At 69.3% G+C, this 19,243-nt stretch carries 20 protein-coding genes; 10 read left to right on the forward strand and 10 right to left on the reverse strand.

The features are described from left to right. Window positions 1-536 precede the first annotated feature (536 nt). Window positions 537-1,481: a DUF5996 family protein gene (locus AC6EXY_RS04190; protein ID WP_499816602.1), complete on the forward strand. Its 945-nt coding sequence runs from the start codon at window positions 537-539 to the stop codon at window positions 1,479-1,481. Window positions 1,482-1,816: 335 nt separating this feature from the next. Here the strand turns inward: AC6EXY_RS04190 and mdlC are convergent, their stop codons facing one another. The 3 genes from mdlC to AC6EXY_RS04205 form a co-directional block, all read right to left on the reverse strand. After that, complete coding sequence (gene mdlC / locus AC6EXY_RS04195) at window positions 1,817-3,427, reverse strand: benzoylformate decarboxylase (RefSeq protein ID WP_499816601.1); 1,611 nt, start codon at window positions 3,425-3,427, stop codon at window positions 1,817-1,819. Between the two features lie 207 nt (window positions 3,428-3,634). Further along, on the reverse strand, window positions 3,635-4,855 hold the full coding sequence (locus AC6EXY_RS04200; protein WP_499816600.1) for an RNA polymerase sigma factor: 1,221 nt from the start codon (window positions 4,853-4,855) through the stop codon (window positions 3,635-3,637). After that, window positions 4,856-5,221, reverse strand: a complete 366-nt coding sequence (locus AC6EXY_RS04205; RefSeq protein ID WP_101831441.1) for a YciI family protein — start codon at window positions 5,219-5,221, stop codon at window positions 4,856-4,858. A gap of 151 nt (window positions 5,222-5,372) precedes the next feature. On the opposite strand from AC6EXY_RS04205, the gene AC6EXY_RS04210 reads away from it, so the two are divergent. Both AC6EXY_RS04210 and AC6EXY_RS04215 read left to right on the forward strand, forming a co-directional pair. Next, complete coding sequence (locus AC6EXY_RS04210; RefSeq protein WP_101831440.1) at window positions 5,373-6,149, forward strand: alpha/beta fold hydrolase; 777 nt, start codon at window positions 5,373-5,375, stop codon at window positions 6,147-6,149. Between the two features lie 250 nt (window positions 6,150-6,399). After that, the gene (locus AC6EXY_RS04215; protein ID WP_165818332.1) at window positions 6,400-7,518 is read left to right on the forward strand and encodes a restriction endonuclease; all 1,119 of its coding nucleotides are present in this window, start codon (window positions 6,400-6,402) and stop codon (window positions 7,516-7,518) included. A gap of 904 nt (window positions 7,519-8,422) precedes the next feature. On the opposite strand, the gene AC6EXY_RS04220 is transcribed toward AC6EXY_RS04215, so the two are convergent. The 4 genes from AC6EXY_RS04220 to AC6EXY_RS04235 form a co-directional block, all read right to left on the reverse strand. Next, a complete protein-coding gene (locus AC6EXY_RS04220; RefSeq protein WP_499842292.1) occupies window positions 8,423-8,683 on the reverse strand; it encodes a nucleotidyltransferase family protein in 261 nt (86 codons plus the stop codon). Then, on the reverse strand, window positions 8,655-8,981 hold the full coding sequence (locus AC6EXY_RS04225; RefSeq protein WP_243407427.1) for a DUF4037 domain-containing protein: 327 nt from the start codon (window positions 8,979-8,981) through the stop codon (window positions 8,655-8,657). Before AC6EXY_RS04225 ends, AC6EXY_RS04220 begins: the two co-directional genes overlap by 29 nt. A 140-nt stretch (window positions 8,982-9,121) precedes the next feature. Next, the gene (locus tag AC6EXY_RS04230; RefSeq protein ID WP_101831438.1) at window positions 9,122-9,793 is read right to left on the reverse strand and encodes an NADPH-dependent F420 reductase; all 672 of its coding nucleotides are present in this window, start codon (window positions 9,791-9,793) and stop codon (window positions 9,122-9,124) included. Then, the gene (locus AC6EXY_RS04235) at window positions 9,790-10,647 is read right to left on the reverse strand and encodes a helix-turn-helix domain-containing protein (RefSeq protein WP_101831437.1); all 858 of its coding nucleotides are present in this window, start codon (window positions 10,645-10,647) and stop codon (window positions 9,790-9,792) included. Before AC6EXY_RS04235 ends, AC6EXY_RS04230 begins: the two co-directional genes overlap by 4 nt. Before the next feature lie 139 nt (window positions 10,648-10,786). On the opposite strand from AC6EXY_RS04235, the gene AC6EXY_RS04240 reads away from it, so the two are divergent. After that, window positions 10,787-11,470: an SDR family NAD(P)-dependent oxidoreductase gene (locus tag AC6EXY_RS04240; RefSeq protein ID WP_101831436.1), complete on the forward strand. Its 684-nt coding sequence runs from the start codon at window positions 10,787-10,789 to the stop codon at window positions 11,468-11,470. Beyond that, a complete protein-coding gene (locus AC6EXY_RS04245; protein WP_499816599.1) occupies window positions 11,467-12,687 on the forward strand; it encodes an MFS transporter in 1,221 nt (406 codons plus the stop codon). Before AC6EXY_RS04240 ends, AC6EXY_RS04245 begins: the two co-directional genes overlap by 4 nt. A 322-nt stretch (window positions 12,688-13,009) precedes the next feature. On the opposite strand, the gene AC6EXY_RS04250 is transcribed toward AC6EXY_RS04245, so the two are convergent. Together AC6EXY_RS04250 and AC6EXY_RS04255 are read right to left on the reverse strand one after the other, a co-directional pair. Continuing rightward, window positions 13,010-13,672, reverse strand: a complete 663-nt coding sequence (locus AC6EXY_RS04250; protein ID WP_499842293.1) for a TetR/AcrR family transcriptional regulator — start codon at window positions 13,670-13,672, stop codon at window positions 13,010-13,012. A 49-nt stretch (window positions 13,673-13,721) separates the two neighbouring features. Continuing rightward, on the reverse strand, window positions 13,722-13,853 hold the full coding sequence (locus AC6EXY_RS04255; RefSeq protein WP_279354613.1) for a hypothetical protein: 132 nt from the start codon (window positions 13,851-13,853) through the stop codon (window positions 13,722-13,724). 305 nt (window positions 13,854-14,158) lie between these two features. On the opposite strand from AC6EXY_RS04255, the gene AC6EXY_RS04260 reads away from it, so the two are divergent. The 5 genes from AC6EXY_RS04260 to AC6EXY_RS04280 all read left to right on the forward strand — a co-directional run bounded on the left by AC6EXY_RS04260 (window position 14,159) and on the right by AC6EXY_RS04280 (window position 18,592). Then, window positions 14,159-15,706 carry an MFS transporter gene (locus AC6EXY_RS04260; protein WP_101831433.1) on the forward strand — a complete coding sequence of 516 codons (1,548 nt, stop codon included), beginning with the start codon at window positions 14,159-14,161 and terminating at the stop codon, window positions 15,704-15,706. Window positions 15,707-15,798: 92 nt separating this feature from the next. Beyond that, a complete protein-coding gene (locus AC6EXY_RS04265) occupies window positions 15,799-16,533 on the forward strand; it encodes an SDR family NAD(P)-dependent oxidoreductase (protein ID WP_101831432.1) in 735 nt (244 codons plus the stop codon). Between the two features lie 80 nt (window positions 16,534-16,613). Beyond that, entirely contained in the window at window positions 16,614-17,234 is a 621-nt protein-coding gene (locus tag AC6EXY_RS04270; RefSeq protein ID WP_101831431.1) for an NADPH-dependent F420 reductase, read from the forward strand. Between the two features lie 229 nt (window positions 17,235-17,463). After that, window positions 17,464-18,318 carry an LLM class flavin-dependent oxidoreductase gene (locus AC6EXY_RS04275; RefSeq protein ID WP_243407425.1) on the forward strand — a complete coding sequence of 285 codons (855 nt, stop codon included), beginning with the start codon at window positions 17,464-17,466 and terminating at the stop codon, window positions 18,316-18,318. A gap of 19 nt (window positions 18,319-18,337) precedes the next feature. Further along, window positions 18,338-18,592, forward strand: coding sequence for a GNAT family N-acetyltransferase (locus AC6EXY_RS04280; RefSeq protein WP_423748062.1), 255 nt, complete (start codon window positions 18,338-18,340; stop codon window positions 18,590-18,592). Window positions 18,593-18,639: 47 nt separating this feature from the next. On the opposite strand, the gene AC6EXY_RS04285 is transcribed toward AC6EXY_RS04280, so the two are convergent. Further along, window positions 18,640-19,146: a MarR family winged helix-turn-helix transcriptional regulator gene (locus AC6EXY_RS04285; protein WP_101831429.1), complete on the reverse strand. Its 507-nt coding sequence runs from the start codon at window positions 19,144-19,146 to the stop codon at window positions 18,640-18,642. Window positions 19,147-19,243: the final 97 nt, after the last annotated feature.

The following is a 19,243-nucleotide window of genomic DNA, read 5'->3' on the forward strand; positions in this document are numbered from 1 at the left end:
CTCATTTCCCCGGATCCGGTTGGTGACGTCGGGGTGAACGGAAGGGGCGACCCGGGCGTCGGAATGGCAGGACGGTGGATTCCTCGACGGCGCCGGGGTTCAGCAGCCGTGGGAAAGATGCTTGCGTGACCTGTTCGTCGATGCGGCGTTGAGCTCATTCGGCGCCCGCCCAGCCGGTGTGGCCGGCCGGCCCGCTCGCTCGCCGACGCGGACGCGCACCGGAGTGCCCCGGCCAGGACTCCACGCTGGCCCGCTGGCTGGAGTCCGGCCGGGGCGGGATGCACCGGATTGGGAGCCCGGTTCCTCCCCCGGCACCCCCCAGATGCTCATCATGGCCGCGATGCGGACCCGCCTAACGGGGTGGGTGGCGTTCGGCTCATACCCAAACGCATCGCGCTGCGGATGTTCACCGGGCTGGCAAGGCGTCGACGCCGGCTGATCGCCCGTCACGGCGACGACCGCGCCTACCGGCCGGCGTGTGCGCGTCGGTGGGCGTTGATCAATAGGAACGATGCCGGGTATCCGTGGGAGGAACGATGACCGAGCAGAGCACAGTGCAGACGCAGGTGTGGCCGCGGTTGCGGCTGCGGGACTGGAGCGACACGAAGGACACGCTGCACATGTGGACCCAGATCGTCGGCAAGATCCGCATGGCGCATGCGCCGATGATCAACCACTGGTGGCATGTCACCCTATACGTCAACCCGCGCGGGTTGACCACCTCGACCGTCCCGTACCGCAATGGGGATTTCGACATCGAGTTCGACTTCCTCGACCATCAGCTACATATCCGTACCAGCGACGGCCGCCGCCAGCAGGTGGCGCTGGCGCCTAAACCGGTGGCCCAGTTCTACACCGAAACCATGCAGGCTCTGGATGACCTGGGCATCCAAACCCATATCCATGCCAGGCCAAACGAGGTCGATCCGGCCATCCCGTTCGCCGACGACTACCAGCACGCCTCCTACGACCCGCACGCGGTCGAGCTATTCTGGCGCCAGCTCCTGCGGGCCAACCGGGTCATCACGGTGTTCCGGTCCCGGTTCATCGGCAAGGCCAGCCCAGTGCATTTCTTCTGGGGCGGCATGGACATGGCCTGCACCCGGTTCTCCGGACGCACCGCCCCACCCAACCCCGGCGGAGTCCCGAATCTCCCCGTGTGGGTGACGCGCGAGGGCTACTCCCACGAGTTGGCCAGTTGCGGATTCTGGCCCGGCGGCGAGGAAGGCGCATTCTACGCCTACGCCTACCCCGAACCGGCCGGCTACGCTGTCCATCCGGTCCGCCCGGACGCCGCCTACTACGGCCCCAGCGGCGAGTTCCTGCTCCCGTATGAAGCCGTGGCCGCCGCCGCGAACCCCGACCAGGTCCTCGCCGACTTCCTGGACACCACCTACGCCGCAGCCGCCGACCTGGCCGGCTGGGATCGGGGCGCGCTGGAGGCCGACCTCCACCGTTGCGACCACCGGCGCCAGCAATGAACACCGCGCAGGCCGCCCTGGGCTGGCCCTGAAATCACTGTTCGGCCGGTCGCTACCCGGGCCTTGGCCAGGGATGATGTCCAGTGATGGCGCCGGTCGTTAGATCATCTGCCGAATCGAACGGGCGTTCCGTAGACCTGGTAGTCGGCACCGCGACCGCCCGCGGCTTGGTCACCCAGCTCAGAACCGACACGCACAACGCGCTCGACGGGCAGGCTCATCCGGCGGCGCCCCAGGAAACAGATCCGGCTCCGTCTCGGCCGGCTCGATGTCGCCCCGACCCCCTCAAGATGGCCGGGCCCGCTGGCACACGGTCCTGGCGAGCGGGGCATGGCTCAGAGGTCGGCGTGCTGGGGCCTGGTCTCGACCACGATCACGGTGGGGGTGTTGGTCTCCAGCGCGGCGGTGAGTTCCTTCTCCAGCTCGTCCACGGTCTCGACGTCGACGCCCCGGCAGCCGAAGCCGCGTGCCAGCGACACGATGTCCAGTCCCGGCAGGTCGAGCCCTGGCACGCCTGGGGCGTTCTCCAGTTCGGCGAAGGACTTCAGCACCGAGTACTCCCGGTTACGCAGGACGACGTACGCGATGGGCAACTCGTGCTGCGCGGCGGTCCAGATGGCCTGCACGGAGTACTGGAAGGAGCCGTCACCGATGACCCCGATCACTGGCCGGCGTTCGCCGCGCGCCCGGTCGCCGAGCGCCACGCCGACTGCGGCCGGCACCGCCCAGCCGATGCCGCCGCTGGCCGTCGCGAAGAACGAGCCGGGCTCGACCGTCGGCAGCCACTCGTTCTGCAGGGCCATCGTCGAGGTCGACTCGTAGACGAGGACGGCGTGCGGCGGGCGGGCCGTGTTCAGCGCCGCATGGACCTCGGCCGCCGTCAGCGGCCTGCTCGGCCCCTCGGGCAGGGTCCTGGCGCGCCGCGCCGGCTCAGGGGGTGTGCGTCGCGCGCCCTCCTCCACCAGCTCGGTGAGCAGTTCGAGGGCGATCCGCGGGTCGCCCAGCACGCTGTCGCCGGCGCGCGCGGACGCGGCCACCGCCGGGTCGTCCGTGATGTGCAGCAACGCGGTGCCAGGAGGCAGGACGACGCCGGGCACATAGGGGTAGTAGCGGAACACCTCGGCGCCGGCAACGACCACGAGGTCGTGCCCCCCGAGCCGGTCGCTCACGGCTTTCAGGGAGATCCCGAGCGGCCCCTGGTAGAGAGGATGGTCCTCCGGGAACGAGATCCGATCCGGCAGCGGCGGCCCGTAGACGGATGCCCGCAGCTTCTCGGCGAGCGCGATGGCCGCGTGCCAGCCGCCACGCCGGTCGACGTCGGGACCGAACACCAGGGCCGGTCGCCGGCTGGCGGAGATGCGCTCGGCGAAGCCCCGCAGCCTCTCGACGTCGGGCGCGACGAGGGTGCTCACGCCACGCACGACGGCCGGGCCGGCCAGCGGAACGTTCCAGTCATCGAGCGGGATCGAGAGATAGACGGGGCCGGCCGGGGGCTGCACCGCCATCGCGTAGGCCCGCATCAGGGCTGCGGGGACATCCTCGGCGCGGGCCGGCTCATAGGCCCACTTGACCCAGGGCTTCGGCAGGGTCGTCGCGTCGCGGTTGCCCAGGTAGGGTTCGCCGATCACCATCTCGCGCTGCTGCTGGCCCGAGGTGACGACCAGCGGTGTGTGGCCATGGTAAGCCGTGACCAGGTTGCCGATGGCGTTCCCCACGCCCGCCGAGGAATGCAGGTTCACCAGCGTTGGCCGCAGGGTGACCTGCGCGAACGCATCTGCCATGGCGATGACGGAGGCCTCCTGCAGGCCGAGGACATAGGTGAAGTCGGCCGGGAAGTTCTGCAGGAACGGCTCCTCCGTCGATCCCGGGTTCCCGAAGACGGTCGTCATGCCCAGCGACCTGAGCAGGTCGTACGTCACACTGTGAACGGTTGATCCGTGGCCCATCGGTACGCAGCCCCGCCTCGTTCGCTGGACGCCACGACGGTTCGATCGTCGCGCGACCGGCCGTGACTGGCCAGTCGCCAGATGTTACCGTCCGGTTCCCGCGCCCGCCACGCCCGCGTGGGGCGAGCGGGTTCAGTCGCATGCGCCTCGGCCCCGACGGGTTCGAGGCGGTTGGTTGGCCGCCGTGCGCTGGTCGCCGCGTACCAATCACCCAAGGCGGGCCGCCTGACGTTCCAGGTAGTCGCGCTCCGGGGTGCTCTGCGCCGTCGCGGCCGCCGCGGCGAACTCCGCCCGCGCGCCGGGCCGGTCGCCGGCCATGTCCAGCAGGTGCGCGCGGGTCGCCTGGTATCGGTGGCCACGCCGCAGCCTGGCGTCCGACCCGACGGTGTCGAGCAGGCGCAGCCCGGCGTCCGGGCCGTCGCTCATGGCCACTGCCACCGCCCGGTTCATCGTCACGACCGGGCTCGGGTCGAGCGTCTCGAGGACGGTGTACAGCGTGGCGATCTGCGCCCAGTCGGTGTCTGCGACCGTCGCGGCCGCGCAGTGGACACCTGCGATCGCTGCCTGCAGCTGATAAGGCCCCGGCGGTGCGGTCGAAAGCGCTGAGCTGATCAGCGTGTTCGCCTCGTCAATCTTCGTGCGGTCCCAGCGGGCGCGGTCCTGGTCGGCGAGCAGGACGAGGTCGCCACTCCCGCTGGTCCGGGTGTCGCGGCGGGCGTCGGTGAACAGCATCAGCGCGAGCAGGCCGGCGACCTCGCCGTCGCCGGGCAGCGCCGCGCGCAGCAGCCTGGTCAGCCGGATCGCCTCGTCCACGAGATCGGGACGGTGCAGGGCCGGCCCGGCACTGCTCGTGTACCCCTCGTTGAAGATCAGGTACAGCACCTGCAAAACGACCGGGAGCCGGGTAACCCGCTCGTCGTCGGACGGCACCGCGAACGTCGCGCCGGCGGACTTGATCTGCGCCTTCGCGCGACTGATCCGTGGCCCCATCGTCGCGGGCGGAACAAGGAACGCCGCGGCGATCTCCTCGGTGGTCAGGCCGCCCACCGCGCGCAGGGTGAGCGCGACCTGCGATGCGGGTGTGACGGCGGGGTGGCAGCACAGGAACAGCACGGCCAGCGTGTCGTCGGTCTCGGTGGCCGGCGACGGCGCCTCGGGGGCGTTGCCGGCCAGCGCGGCGGCGGTCTCCTCGCGGCGCCGGCGGGCGGCGTCGCTGCGGATCTCGTCGATGAGCCGGCGCGACGCGACGGAACGCAGCCAGCCTTTCGGGTTCTCGGGCATGGTGTCCTCGGTCCACGAGGTGGCGGCCGCGACGAGGGCCTCCTGTACGGCGTCCTCGCACGCGTCGAACTGGCCGTACCGGCGGACCAGGCCGGACAGCACGTGTGGGGCGAGCTCGCGCAGGAGCCCCTCGATGCGGGTGACCACTCAGTCCAGCCCGGCCTCGAACATGACCTCACGCACCTCGACGCCCATGCCATCGATGGCGGCGTCCGGGATGCCGGCGGCGAGTTCGAGCGCACGCTCGCGGTCCGCGACGTCGAGCATGTAGAAGCCGCCGAGGAACTCCTTGGTCTCCAGGTAGGGGCCGTCGGTGACCGCGGGCTGCCCGTTACGGACCCGGACGACGGCGCTGCGGGACGGGTGCTGCAGCGCCTGGGTCACGATCAGCTCGCCGGATCGCTGCGTCTCCTGGATGAAACGCGCGTGGCCGTCCTGGAGCGCCTGCCGGCCGGCCGCGTCGAGGGCCTCAAGGGCTGCCGGGTTGTTGTGCAGCATCAACAGGAACTTCATGTCCGTACTCCTTTTCCTGCTACCGCGCCGGTCGCGGCTCGCACACAGGGGTCGGAGCCGGCCGGCGGGATTTGCGCTCGCGGCCGGCGCAAAGCTCGCAGGCCGGCTCCGACTCTGTCATGACGACGGAATCGACAAAAGGAACTCACCGATGACCATCGATCTCCACCACGAGGTGCACGGCGACCCGCGTCCCGGAACGGCGCCGCTGCTGCTGATCCACGGCGGCGGCTCCACGATCGGGACGAACTGGGGTCTGCTGATCCCGGAGGTCGCCCCGACCCGGCAGGTGATCGCCGTCGAGCTACAGGGGCATGGGCACACCCCCAGCCACCCGGAGCGGGCCGCCAGCTTCGAGCACTCGGCCGACGACGTGGCGGCGTTGCTGCGCCGGCTCGACATCGGCCCGGTGGACGTCCTCGGCTTCAGCAACGGCGGCAACACCGCGATGCGCCTGGCCATGCGCCACCCGGAGCTCGTCCGGCGGCAGATCGTCGCGTCGGCGCTGTACCGGCGCGACGGCATGATCGACGGGTTCTGGGACGGCCTCGCCGCCGGGGCGGACGTGTCAGCGATGCCCGACACGTATCGCGAGGCCGACCGCGAGATCAACCCCGACGACCCGGACCACGAGCGCCTGCTGTTCGAACTCGACCAGCGGCAGATGCTGAACTTCGCCGACTGGGCACCGGAGGAGCTGGCCGCGATGGCCGCGCCCACGTTGTTCGTCGGCGCCGATCAGGACGTCGTCCGCACCGAGCACACCGTCAACCTCGCGGCGATTACGCCGGGCGCGCGCGTGCTCATCGTCCCGGGAGTCCACGGCGACTACCTCGGGGAGCGGATGGCCGCTGCGGGCGACCCGTCGGCGATGCGGCGGACGCTGCCCTGGCTGCTGGCGTTCCTGAACGAACCCGAAGGGCGGTGATGAGCCGCCGAACGCCACCGACCGCGTCGCTGGCGCTGGTCGCGGCGGTGTTGGTCGCAGGCCGGCTGGTGCAGGGGCTGGCCGCAGGCATGGTTGCGGCTTGTTTGTGCTGCGTGCACAGGTTCTGGGACGCTGTGTCCATGGCGGACGGGGGATGTCGTAGCTGGTTCGGCCCCTGCGCAATGGATGGCCGCACGGGATGGCCGGCAGGGTTCGGGCGCCGCTGCGGGGCGCGCATGGAAGTGGTGCGATGACAAGTTTGGAGCAACTGCGGGGCTACGTCCTCGAGGAGGTACTGGCTCGTCTTCTTTATGAGAGTGGGTATCGGTTGCTGGTGTCCGAGACGCAGGACCCTGAGGCCCTCAGGCAAGGCGCGCATGGGCTTCTCGTTCGCGGCCGGGGCACCGATCATCAGGCCGACGTGCTCGGCGAGTTGACCTTACCCGTGCCGTTCTCGCTACCTCTGCGCGTGTTCGTCGAGGCGAAATATCGCGCCGCGAAGACGGGTCTCGGTGACGTGCGGAACGCGCATGGAGTCATCCACGACGTCAACGAGCATCACTCGACAGCCTCAGCGGGTGCCCGCGCGATCCCGATGCGGCGCTACCACTATCGGTACGTGCTGTTCTCCACCTCCGGATTCACCAAGCCGGCCCAGCAGTTCGCGCTCGCCCAGCAGATCTCACTTGTGGACCTGTCGAGCCCGGGTTTCGCCGGGCTGCTGGGCGCCGCCGACCGCGTCGCGCAGGGACTTCATGACCTGGCCGAAGAAGCACAGGTATCACCATTTCCCACCGGACAGGTCCGCACCGCACTCAGGCTGGCATTCGACACCTGGACCAACGGGGAATCCGACGACATCGATGACGTAGACGCCGGTGACGCGGTGAGCTTCCAGCGGCGCGCGAGTCGAGCCCGATTGGCAAACCAGCTGAACCCGGCGCAGCGGGAGTTTCAGACACTTCCCCTCGATCGATTGGAGTCCCTCACGGCCGAGCTTGCCGGACGGCTTGACGCGAATCTGGTCTTCGCCTTCCCGTCCGCGCCCTTTGTGCTGGCTCTGCGGCCCTCCGATCTCTCCGCGCTCGATACCTACGTCGCTCGCCGTGGCCCCGAGGTAGACGTGAACATCCAGTTCGTGACCAGACGCGAGGTCACCGGCGACTGGATGATCGTGCCCGCCGACAGTTCACGAGCCTTTCAGCTCCAGTTCTCACTACCGGCGCTACTTGAAGACTGGATTCTTCACGACGAACGCACAGCGGCGCGTCGTGCACGCGGCATCAAAGCCGAGTTGCTGTCCTCGATCTCGCTGTTTCGAAATGGCCGCCTCATCCGGCTACAGTACGAACGACCACCTCGTGGGTGACAGCAACCGGTGCGATACCTGGACGACCATGGGGCGGGTTTCCGTCGCCAGCCACCAGGGTGGGCGGACCGGCATCGAAGAGTGCCCGCCAGGCGCACTCGGTGACCGCGGCTTCCCAGTCGAGCAGGGCTTCGTAGGCGTCGAGGTTTCCACACGTGAACCCCGACCAGCGCGGTCCAGACCGCTTCCGATCGCTGCCGGCGCCTCCTGCGGGGACGCGGCGAAGAACTCGACGACCCGGATCTTCGGGGCCGACTGCTCCTCACCCGACCCGACGTAGCCGAACTCGGCGGGGTTCTTCTCGGTATCGAGCACGCCGACATCGAACCCGTCGATCGCGAGCAGCAACCGGCCCCGCAGCCACGCCCCGCGTGTGGACAGCGTCGCGCCATGCGTGGGCCCACGCCGTCGGGGGCGGCTGCGGGCTGGTCCTCGGGGTAAGCGCCCTTGCCGTCGGGCCGTTCGGGCTGGCTGCGGCATTTGCCACGTTCTGCCTGGCTGCGGCGGCCTACCTCCTACAGCGCTACGGACCGGAACGTGCGACGAGCGCGCTGCGCGACGAGGCGTTGCGGCGCGAATCCGAGCTACCCGACCCGCGCCTGGCACGCCCCTGGACGCCGACCTCCTTCCGCAAGGACGTCCATAGGCTCATCGAGATGCACTTCAGCCCGGCGCGGCCGCACCGGGCAGGGAACTGGCCCGACCACACGGCGGGGCTACGTGCGCATCTGGAAGAACGTCTCGTGCGGCGCTACGGAAACGTCGGGGTGGGCGTGGAGCCCGATCAACTGGACTGGCTGATCCTCAGGTACGCGCGGGACGCGGCGGACACATGGGATCCGGAAGCTCCGCCTTCACCGTCCAGCGCGCCGCGACCCGGGCCGACGCGGACCGATGCGCTGTTCTACCTGGGCGCGGCGCTGACGGGCCTCGCCGTGGCCCTGCTGGCCGCGAGTGGCCGATGGCTGGCCGCGGCGCTCTTCGCCGCCTCCATCGCTTCCGACAGCAGGTCGACATCCGAGGAGTCGGTGTCCTCGCCGCGCGCCACCGAGCCGAAGACGGACAGCTCGGCGACGCCGTAACGCCGGCACACCTCGGCGATCCGGCTGTCACGCAGGTCGACGGTCACCCGACCATTATCGCCTCCAGACGACGATGACCGCACGACCCAGGCACCGCCGTACGTGCGGCGCCCGCCGACATCCGACTGCCGCGCGAACCACTCCGCGGGCGGCGAGCATGCGCGAGCCGAGGTCGTCGCCCCGGCCGCCGGTGCGGCCGATGAACGGTTCTTCCTGGCTCGCACGCAACCAGCCGGCTGCCAGGACATAACGCCAGACATCGTCGGGGTACCAGGCCAGCGCATGGCGCCGCGCGGTGAGCAGATCGAGCGGGTCGTGCAGGACCACGCCGCCCGTGAGGCTGGCCAGGATCTGCGTTGGAGCCAGCAGCCAGTCCGCCACCAGGCACCACCGGGGCGAGTTGTCGATCTTACGAACGGCCTGATCGCCGCAAACGCGCAGGTCAGGGGGTGTGGACCATATGCACCAGCATCCGAACCGATTGATCTTGGTTGCTGGCCCTGACATCACTTCGGGTTCGGTCAGGCCTCGCCAAGTTCGACCTCGTGCGGGGGCTTTGCTGCTGTTAGGTTGCGGACCAGCTCCTCGCGGTGCTGCCCCGAATCGTGAAAGCGCCACATCGGCGTGCCGGGGGCAGAGCGCCAGGAGTCGCTCAGCGGGCTGTTGTCGACGGTGTCGAAGCCGAACTGGTCGTACAGTCGCGTGACGAGCTCGACGGCTTCCGGGTAGTCGCTCGAAACAGCCAACGCCATGCGGTCGGGGGCTCCGGCGGGTCGGCCAAACCGCAACAGGTTCGGAGCCTGGATGTGGGTGAACGCCTTGGTGACCTTCGACGTCGGAAGCTGTTCCTGCCGCAACTCGTGAACAGTCTTGGTGCCTGAATCTATCAAGGGGATCTGGCCGTCGCGCCAGACCATGTAGTTGTTCGTGTCGAGCACGATCTTGCCGGCCAACTCTTCGACGGGCATGTCGTTGACGACTTTGAGGGGCACTGCGACGACTGCGAAGTCCCCGGCGGCCGCAGCATCTTCGGCACGGGCGGCGTGCGCGGATGGTCCCAGGTCGGCGATGAGACCCTTCAGGGTCTCCGGTCCCCGGGAGTTGGCGATGACGACGGTGTAGCCGTTCGCGATCGCTGCGCGGGCGATCTGGCTTCCGACCTCGCCTGCGCCGATGATTCCGATGGTCGTCATGTGTGCCTCAGGGACTCGTGCTCGGTGTTTGAGGTGGGCAGGGCAGCGGAGGCCAGCAGAGCCAGCTTGTCCGCATCGCTGGAGCCAGCGTCCGGGTGATATACGACGAGCATCAGGCCCTCGGTGCCGTTGATAGCCAGTCGCTCTCGGTTGAGCGTCATCTCCCCGACCTGCGGGTGGTTGATCCGGAGGGGGGTTCCGCGCTGTCCACGTACTTCGTGCCGGGCCCAGAGCTGACGGAATCGCGGGCTTGCGAGGGAGAGCTCGCCGGTGAGTTCGATGAAGCGGGGATCGTCGATGTCGGTGCCCACGGCCTGCCGCAGACTCGCGATGAAGCATTCGGTGACATTCTCCCACTCCGGGTACAGTGCCTGCTCGGCCGGCTCCAGGAACAGGTCTCGCAGCTGGTTGCCCCCGACGGCCAGGCCCGGTGAGAGCGCGGTGGCCATGCGGTTCGCGGCGAGGACGTCGAAGTACCGGTCTTCGATGAAGGCAGGCTGCATGAGGGAGTCCAGGAGCTTCAGCGAGCCAGCGGGTGGGGGCTCCTTGCGCGGTCGGCGTTTCCGCTGTCGGGGAACCTCTGCAACTAGTGCCAGCAGGTGGGCGAAGTGGTCGTCGTCGAGCTGGAGCACGCGTGCGATCGACTCGAGCACGTGTACGGAGGGGTTGCGGTCGCGGCCCCGTTCCAGCCGTAGGTAGTAGTCGGCGCTGACGCCGGCGAGCATGGCGACTTCTTCCCGCCGCAGCCCCGGCACACGGCGCACACCGGCGTCGGGGATGCCCGCCTGCTGCGGCATGACCAGGTCGCGTCGGGCACGCAGATACCCCCCGAGGGCATTCGTCGACTCGCTCATGCGGCGAGCCTAAGCCGCTGCGCAGCGGTCAGGGGGGGTCGTGTCACACCCCAGGCTGCGGAGGGCTCTGGGTGAGTCGGTGTGCCGCGCATAGCGTGCACAACGGCCTGGTCGGGCCATGCATTTCGAGAGGACAGACATGACCGTCACACTGATCACCGGAGCCAACAAGGGCATCGGTTACGAGACCGCCAGACAGCTGCTGGAACTGGGGCACGACGTCTATATCGGTGCGCGGGATGTCGCGCGGGGTGAGGCCGCCGCAGCGGCGCTCGGGGCGCGCTTCGTCCAGCTCGACGTGACCGACGATGCCTCTGTGAGCAGCGCGCTGACGGCGATCGGCGCGGCCGAGGGCCGTCTCGACGTCCTGGTGCACAACGCAGGTGTGCTGGAGACCGGGCTCGACGGCCCCGCGGCTCTGCGCTCCTTCGACACGAACGCGGTGGGCATCGTGCGCGTCACCGAAGCCGCGCTGCCCCTGCTTCGCAAGTCGTCGAACCCCACCGTCGTCACCATCTCCAGCAGCGCCGGGTCGTTCTGGGCAGTGAACAATCCCGAGCGGCCGGAGTTCGGTCTGCCGCTGGCGCTTTACTCGGCGTCCAAGTCCGCCGCCACCATGCTCACGGTCCACTACGCCAAGTCCCAGCCGGGCATCAAGTTCAACGCCCTCGAGCCGGGCACCACCGCCACCGACATGACGGCCGCGTTCGGCATCGGACGACCGGTCGAGGAGAGCGCCCGAGTCGTCGTGCGTCTGGCCACCCTGGACCCGACCGGCCCGACCGGGACCTTTCAGGACGAGGCAGGAGAGCTGCCCTGGTGAGCACCTGCGAACAACTGGAGCTTGCCGATACTCGCCTGCGCGTGGCGGGCGGACGCGGCGAGACGGCCGGAAATCCGGCCTGGGCCGGTGTCGTCTCGCTGAGCCTGGGGATCTTCGCGATCGTCATGTCGGAGTTCCTGCCAGCGAGTCTGCTGCCACGCGTCGCCGAGGACCTCCGCGTGTCGGCCGGCGCGGCGGGGCAGGCCGTCAGCGTCACCGCATTCGCTGCCGCCCTGGCGGCTCTGTTCATCTCGGTGGTCCTGCCGCGTGCCGATCGGCGCCACGTCATGATCGTCCTCACCGTTCTTGCTGCCGTCTCCGACTTGATCGTGGCGATCGCACCCAACCTCTACGTGCTGCTGGCCGCGCGGCTCCTGCTGGGTGTCGCGCTCGGCGGGTTCTGGGCGATGGCCGCCGCGATGGCCGCGCACCTGGTGCCCACCGACCACGTCGGTCGAGCGCTGACCGTCATCAACTCCGGCGTCTCGGGCGCCACTGTCGCAGCCGTTCCGCTCGGCGCCTGGCTAGGCGGGGTCTGGGGATGGCGGGGGGTGTTCTTGCTCGGCGCCGGCGTTGCGGTGCTCGCTGTGATCGCGCAGGCGGCGACACTGCCGAACGTCACTCCCGCAGCGGCAGGCGGGCTTCGGGCGCTCGGATCGGTACTGCGCTCCAGCATAGTCCTGGTCGGCCTGTTCGCGATACTGCTGATCTTCGGCGGGCATTTCAGCGGATTCACCTATATCCGGACGGCCGTGCAGGACCTGTCCGGCATCGACGACGCCGGCTTCGCGGTGCTGCTGCTCGTGTTCGGTGTCGCCAGCTTCCTCGGCACGGTGCTCAGTGGTCCTCTGGCCGACCGCGCTCCCCTGGTGGGCGTGTTCCTGTTCCCTGCTGCGCTGGGGGTAGGGATGCTCGTCATGCGCCTGACCGGTGGCTCGGTCGTCGGCCTGTTCATCGCCGCCGCGGTGTGGGGTCTCGCGTTCGGCGGTGTGCCGACCACGATCCTGAGCTGGGGCGCCCGGACCGAGCCGGCACGACTCGAGCAGATCGGTGGGGCCATCGTGACGGTCTGCAACATCGGGATCGCCGTCGGCGCAACCGTCGGTGGGGTACTCGTTGACGGCGTCTCGGCCAGCACACCGCTGCTGGTCGGTGGCGTCGCGTCGATCGGAGGCGCCGCGGTGCTCGTGACCGCACGCAGGCGGCGCCAGCGGTAGTTGCGACGGATCAGCGGCGGGCGGCGGACTGGGGCTGCTGGCGGTGTTCCTGGCCGTTACGGTGCCGCTGGTGGTCGCGCCGAGGACGTCCTGCACTGGCAGCACCGCCAACGCCCAATCTCCGCTGAGACGTTGCGCAAACGGCTGCACGTCGGCGCCGACACCGCCCGCGGCCTGGTCGCGCAGATCCGTAGCGACACGCATCCAACACTCGACAACCAGCCGCCAGAGGCGGCCTCAACCTAGCCCGCGCCGGTCGACGAGCATAGGACCGTGTCGGCGCGCGCCGACACGGTGCTATGGGCTCTGGTGCCGGCCGCGCCTACTGCGCCTCGCTGAGATGGACCATGGCGTCGTACAACTGCTCGTACGTCATCGGCGGCTCGGGGATCGGATGTGCCCGCTCGGCCCGGTAGGCGTCGAGCATGAGGTAGAGGTAACGCCGCCAGGCGTTGGGCGCCGTGGCGCTGGTGGCCTCGATGATCCTGCCGTTCGACCAGATGAGGTTGACGATGTCGGCCAGGGTGATATCGCAGCGAGCCTCGCCGGCTTCTTGGGCCCGGGTGAGCATGTCCACGATCTGTTGGCACATCTCGTCGTGGATGCGCTCGGTCTCGGCGCTGTCGGTGAAGCGGCGGGAGAGGAAGTCGTTGAAACCCCGGTCTCCCGCCTGCATGCCGAACAGGTGCTCCAGGTAGTAGACGAAACCTTCCCACGGGTCGTTCATCTCCAGGGCCTTGTTGGCCCCGTCGAGGAACTCCTGAAGCCGGGGCTGGAAGGCGGCCATGAGCAGGTCCAGGCGGGTTGGGAAGTGGCGGTACAGGGTGCCGATGGCTACGCCGGCGTCGCGTGCGATCTTCTCCAGGGAGGCATCCACGCCGTGTGCGGCGAATTCGCGCTGCGCCGCGGCGAGGAGCTTGTCTCGGCGCTCCCGGGCGTCGCGGCGCAGGGGCCGTCGCATCTGCTCCACGTCGCGGCCGCTCACTTCGTCAGTTTACCAGCGATGGTGAGGGCGACCTCCCTTTCCGCGCCGCTCAGGAGCCCGGCCGAGCGCGGTTGACCTCGGTGAGCTCGTCGGCATGGTCGTGCGCGACGTGGCTGACGGCGCGCGGCAGCACCGTGGCGGCCCAGCTGGCTGACGATCCCGGTGGCCATCCCGCGAGCATGACGTTCGTTCGGCGCCCTGGGCGCGGCGGCAGGGCCGAGAAACAGGCCGGGTGGCTGCCGGGACCGGGCGGTACCCGGCCTGGATGTCCCCGCCGTCGCGGGCAGCGTCCGCGACCAGGCGGCGAGGGGCACCTCGTCTCCCCTCATCCCTCTGGTGCCGCCAGATGTCGAGGCCCGAAACTGCCGCCAACTTGAGGCACCCCTCCGGAATATGGTGAGGTACCCCTCCGTTCAGGTAGACAGCAACGACCGGAGGGGTGCCTCATCTTGGTGCTCTGACCTGACCGCACGAGGAGCGAAGCAGATGAGCACTATGGAGCCGTCCGCCTCCGGGGCGCAGGCGCCTGCGCGGCCCGCGGAGGCCGTCGGAGCGCGCCTGGCCGCTTCGCCCGATCCCGATGACGAGCGGCGCTGGATGGCTCTGGGTGTCCTCGTCATCGCCCAGATCATGATCCTGCTGGATGCGACCGTCGTGAACGTTGCCCTGCCCTCGGCGCAGGCCGACCTCGGCTTCTCCGACGCCAGCCGCCAGTGGGTGATCACCGCCTACGTGCTGGCCTTCGGCAGCTTGCTTCCGCTGGGAGGCCGGCTGGGCGACGTGCTCGGCCGCAGGACCATGTTCATCGTGGGACTGCTGGGGTTCGCGATTGCCTCCGCTGCCGGCGGCGCGGCCCCGAACATCGGCACGCTGATCGCCGCCCGGGCCGCCCAGGGCGGGTTCGCCGCAGTTCTCGCGCCGGCGGCGTTGTCGCTGATCACGGTGATTTTCACCGACCTCAAGGAGCTGAACAAGGCGTTCGGGATCTTCGGTGCGGTGTCCGGCAGCGCCGGCGCCGTCGGCCTGCTGCTGGGCGGGCTGCTGACCGACTACGTGGACTGGCGCTGGTGCATGTACGTCAACATCGTCCTCGCGGTCGCCGGGATCATCGGTGGCCTCACACTGCTGCACAACTCCGCCGAGCCCGACAAGCCCAGGCTTTCCGTGCCGAGCACGGTCGTCGGCTCGGCGGCGGTCTTCGGGTTGGTCTTCGGGTCGGCCAAGGCCCAGACCGACGGCTGGGGTTCGGCGGTCACACTGACCCCGCTCATCGCCGGCGGTCTCCTACTGGCCGGCTTCGTCGTGCTCCAGCAGGTCGCCCGCCACCCGCTCATCCCGCTGCGGGTGGTCGCCGACCGCAACCGTGGTGCCGCCTACCTGACGCTCTTCCTGGCGAACGCGGCGGTGTTCGCGCTGTTCCTGTTCCTGACCTATTACTTCCAGGGTGTGCTGGGCTACTCGCCGATCATGACCGGCGTCGCGTTCCTGCCGATGATGGCGGCGATCGCCGTAGTCGCCACGCTGACCCAGGGCGTGCTGCTGCGGCACCTGACCATGCGGGTCATCGTCGCCGCCGGCTTGATCGCCTCCGGTGCCGGAGCCGCGTTGCTGACCCAGGCCGGTGTGGGCAGCCCGTACGCGGCCTGGGTGCTGCCCGGGCTGGTCCTGGTCGGGACCGGCATCGGGTCTGCCGCCGTCGTGGCAGTCGCGGTTGGGCAGCAGGGTGTCGATCCGCGCGACGCTGGTACGGCGGGGGCGCTCAACAACGTCTCCCAGCAGCTCGGCTCGGCGCTCGGCGTCGCCTTGATCAGCACCTTCGTCGCCAGCGCCACCAGCCACTACCTGACCCGCCACGGCAGCACTGCCGTCGTCGGCGCAACCGTGCACGGGTTCACCGTCGGCTACTGGTGGGCCGCTGGCATCTTCTGGGCCGCTGCCGTCCTCTGCAGTGCCCTGATCCGCGGCGGCACCCGGCTCCATCACGAGGCCGGCCAGCCCGAGCCCCTCGACGAGATCGCCGGCGGACTGATCTGACAGCCCGTGGCGGGCGGCGCCCCGGTGGCAGGACGGATCGCGGCGCCAACCACCAAAACACAAACCACAACCAACAGAAAGGCCAGTTCACCATGCCCAAGCTCGATGGCAAAGTCGCAGTGATCACCGGAGCGACGTCTGGGATGGCGCTAGCAACGGCCAAGCTGTTCGTGGCTGAAGGCGCCCACGTGTTCATCACCGGACGACGCAAAGACAAAGTGGACGAGGCGGTCACCGCCATCGGCCACAACGTAACGGGCGTGCAGGCGGACTCAGGAAACCTGAACGACCTCGCCCGCTTGGCCGACACCGTGCGGGAGCATCACGGACGAGTCGACGTCCTGTTCGCCAGCGCCGGCATCGGCTCGGTATCCGACCCGCTGGGCAGCATCACCCCGGACTCGTTCGACACGCTCGTGGCCGTCAACTTCCGGGGCACCGTGTTCACCGTTCAATACCTGCTGCCGTTGATGAGCGACGGCGCGTCGATCATCTTGAACGGCACGACCAGCGCGACCAAGGGCATCCCCGGCGCCGGGATTTACTCGGCGAGCAAGGCAGCCGTTCGCTCACTCGCGCGCACCTGGGCCGCGGAGCTGAAGGACCGCGGCATCCGGGTAAACGTCATCAGTCCCGGCTCGATCGACACCGCGCTCTTCAGCACCGTCACCCCGGAATTCCGGGAGCAGATCACCTCCGCCATCCCCCTGGGACGGCTGGGGACCAGTGAAGAGATCGCGGCCACCGCGCTGTTCCTCGCCTCTGCGGACGCCGGCTTCATCACCGGCGCAAACCTGGTCGTCGATGGCGGGTTCAGTCAAGTCTGAGCCATCCGGCCGGGCAGCTGACCCCCGGTCCCTTCAAAGCAAAAAGTTCATCCCAGACTACAGAAAGTGAGTACCCGTCCATGAGTGGCATCAGCTTCGTCGGCCTGGGCGGCATGGCCCGCGCCATAGCCGCCCGCGCAGTCGAGGGCGGCAACGCCGTCGAGGTCATCGGCCGCGACCAGGCCAAGGCCAAGGACCTGGCCGCCGAACTCGGCGGCGGCGCGACGGCCGGGACATTCGGCACCGTGCCGGCCGGCGACATCGTCATCCTCGCCGTGCCCTACACCAGCGCCGCGCAGGTCCTCGCCCAGTACGGGGACGCACTGGCCGGCAAGGTCGTCATCGATATCTCGAACACCTTCAACGCCGACGCCACCGCGCTGGTCACCCCTGACGGCTCGTCCGGCGCGCAGGAGATCGCCAAGGCCGCCCCGGCCAGCGCGCATGTCGTGAAGGCGTTCAACACCGTCTTCGGCCACGTCCTGGCCCAGGGCGGCCCACTGGACGTGCTCATAGCCGGCGACGACGCGGACGCCAAGGCGAGCGTGTCGGCGTTCATCGAGAGCCTCGGGCTGCGCCCGCTGGATGCCGGCGACCTGGCGGCGGCGCACTGGCTGGAGGCGGCGGGCCCGCTGCTGATGGGCCTGGCCAGCCATGGCGCAGGGTTCAACATCAGCCTCGGCGTCAACGTCCCGGACTGAAGCCCGCTTGCAGTTCCAGCGCCGCGCACTGGCACCAGGCGGCCATCCCGGGCAGGCAGGGTTCCGCCTGCCCGGGATGTCGGCGGCCCCTGTGCCATCCGACCTGCAGGCAATCGACTCTGACGACCCGGGACTGCCCGCGTCCGGCACCGGCGAAGACGTCATCAAACAGGTCGGCGACAACATCTCATCGTGGCTGGCCACACACGAAAGACTGAAGGAGACACCCGTGCCTGACTACGGCCATCCTCTGCGTTTCGCAACGTTCATCTCTCCCGCCAACTCCCCGGCGGACCGTCCGGTCGAGCTGGCGCAGCGCAGTGAGCGGCTCGGTTTCGACTTCGTCACCTTCCAGGATCATCCCTACCAGTCGAGTTTCCTCGATACCTGGACCCTGCTGAGCTGGGTGGCAGCGCGGACCGAGCGCATCGGCGTGTCCGCCAACGTGCTGAACCTGCCTCTGCGCCAGCCCCCCGCCGTGCTCGCCCGCGCGGCTGCCAGCCTCGACCTGCTCTCCGGTGGACGGACGAGCCTCGGGATCGGGGCCGGCTTCTACTGGGACGCCGTACAGGCGGCCGGCGGACGGCGGCTGACCCCGCTGCAGGGCGTGGCGGCGCTCGGCGAGGCCATCGACGTGATCCGCGGGATCTGGGACGTCGACGTGCCCGGCACCCTCAATGCCGACGGCGAGTTCTACAAGGTCCACGGCGCCGAGCGCGGACCCGCGCCCGCTCATGAGATCCCGATCTGGCTCGGCGCCCACAAGCCGAGGATGCAGGACCTGGTGGGACGCAAGGCCGACGGCTGGCTGCCGTCGCTGCCGGTCATGGAGCCCGGCGGCCTGCCCAAGGGAAACGCGATCATCGACGACGCCGCACGGGCCGCGGGCCGCGACCCCCGCGAGATCACCCGTCTGCTCAACATCTTCCCGGACCAGCAGACCCCGGAAGCACTGGCCCAGATGACCCTCCAGGACGGCGTCAGCATCTTCATCCTGGCCAGCGACGACCCGGACGTGCTCGAACGCTTCGCCGCCGAATCGATACCCGCCGTACGCGAACACGTCGCCCGGGGACGCAGATAGCACGCGTGCCCGCTTCGGCATCGCTCACGCGCCGGCCGCCGACCGGACTGAGCTCCACCTCGAAGCATTCGCGACCTCCCGTCCGCATGCCGGCCGTGAGGTCGGCCGGCATCTGCTCGCCGCGGTCATCCGCGAGGCGAACTCCCGCGGCGCCGAACAAGTACGGGCCGACTGCTGGGCCGGCGGCGAAGGACGACTCGTTCGCTACCACGAGCAGCGCTGTGAGGAGTCCCGCGCGGGAACTCGGACCTACTTCCTTGACTGCGGTCCTTGATTGTTTGGCGAGGATGCGGTGGCGGTGATCCGGAATGGTCACGCCGCTCAGGGCGAGAGCGCGGGTTCGTCTGGGGTGGAGTGTTCGGGGAACGGGTCCTCGGCGAGGTGGCCCAGGATCCGTTCGTTGAGGGCGGTGAGGATGTCGAGTTCGGCGGGGGTGAGCAGGTCGATGAAGTGCCGGCGGACGTTGCGCACGTGCTGGGGCGCGGCGTCCTCGATGGCGCGGCGTCCAGCGGGCAGGAGGCGGATCATGGAGCTGCGGGCATCGGCTGGGTTGGTTTCCCGGACGATGAACCCATGCTCCTGCATGCGCCGGGTCTGGTGGGAGAGGCGGCTCTTCTCCCACTGCAGCAGGGCGCACAGTTCCCGAGCGGGCAGACTGCCCGTGGCGTGCTCCGAGAGCACAGCGAGGATTTCGTAGTCGGCCTCCGTCAGTCCGGAGTCCTCCAGAAGGTGCCGGCGCAGACGGACGGCGAGCTGGTGGTGCGCGTGCATGAAGGCCCGCCAGGCGCGGTCTTCACGGGGGCTGAGCCAGGTCGGTTCCGTCGGCATGCGGCGATATTACCTGCTGGTTGACACGTCAACCAAGAGCCAATACGGTCGACGAGTCAACCAAGATCTCGGCGCTCCGGGAAACACATCGTGAGCA

The organism is Frankia sp. RB5, assembly GCF_059816245.1.

Bases quoted from the DNA above. Each gene is read 5' to 3' on its own strand.
- AC6EXY_RS04190 (WP_499816602.1), top strand. From the start codon at position 537: ATGACCGAGCAGAGCACAGTGCAGACGCAGGTGTGGCCGCGGTTGCGG.
- mdlC (WP_499816601.1), bottom strand. From the start codon at position 3,427: ATGGGCCACGGATCAACCGTTCACAGTGTGACGTACGACCTGCTCAGG.
- AC6EXY_RS04205 (WP_101831441.1), bottom strand. From the start codon at position 5,221: ATGAAGTTCCTGTTGATGCTGCACAACAACCCGGCAGCCCTTGAGGCC.
- AC6EXY_RS04210 (WP_101831440.1), top strand. From the start codon at position 5,373: ATGACCATCGATCTCCACCACGAGGTGCACGGCGACCCGCGTCCCGGA.
- AC6EXY_RS04215 (WP_165818332.1), top strand. From the start codon at position 6,400: ATGACAAGTTTGGAGCAACTGCGGGGCTACGTCCTCGAGGAGGTACTG.
- AC6EXY_RS04230 (WP_101831438.1), bottom strand. From the start codon at position 9,793: ATGACGACCATCGGAATCATCGGCGCAGGCGAGGTCGGAAGCCAGATC.
- AC6EXY_RS04235 (WP_101831437.1), bottom strand. From the start codon at position 10,647: ATGAGCGAGTCGACGAATGCCCTCGGGGGGTATCTGCGTGCCCGACGC.
- AC6EXY_RS04240 (WP_101831436.1), top strand. From the start codon at position 10,787: ATGACCGTCACACTGATCACCGGAGCCAACAAGGGCATCGGTTACGAG.
- AC6EXY_RS04255 (WP_279354613.1), bottom strand. From the start codon at position 13,853: ATGCTCGCGGGATGGCCACCGGGATCGTCAGCCAGCTGGGCCGCCACG.
- AC6EXY_RS04260 (WP_101831433.1), top strand. From the start codon at position 14,159: ATGAGCACTATGGAGCCGTCCGCCTCCGGGGCGCAGGCGCCTGCGCGG.
- AC6EXY_RS04265 (WP_101831432.1), top strand. From the start codon at position 15,799: ATGCCCAAGCTCGATGGCAAAGTCGCAGTGATCACCGGAGCGACGTCT.
- AC6EXY_RS04270 (WP_101831431.1), top strand. From the start codon at position 16,614: ATGAGTGGCATCAGCTTCGTCGGCCTGGGCGGCATGGCCCGCGCCATA.
- AC6EXY_RS04285 (WP_101831429.1), bottom strand. From the start codon at position 19,146: ATGCCGACGGAACCGACCTGGCTCAGCCCCCGTGAAGACCGCGCCTGG.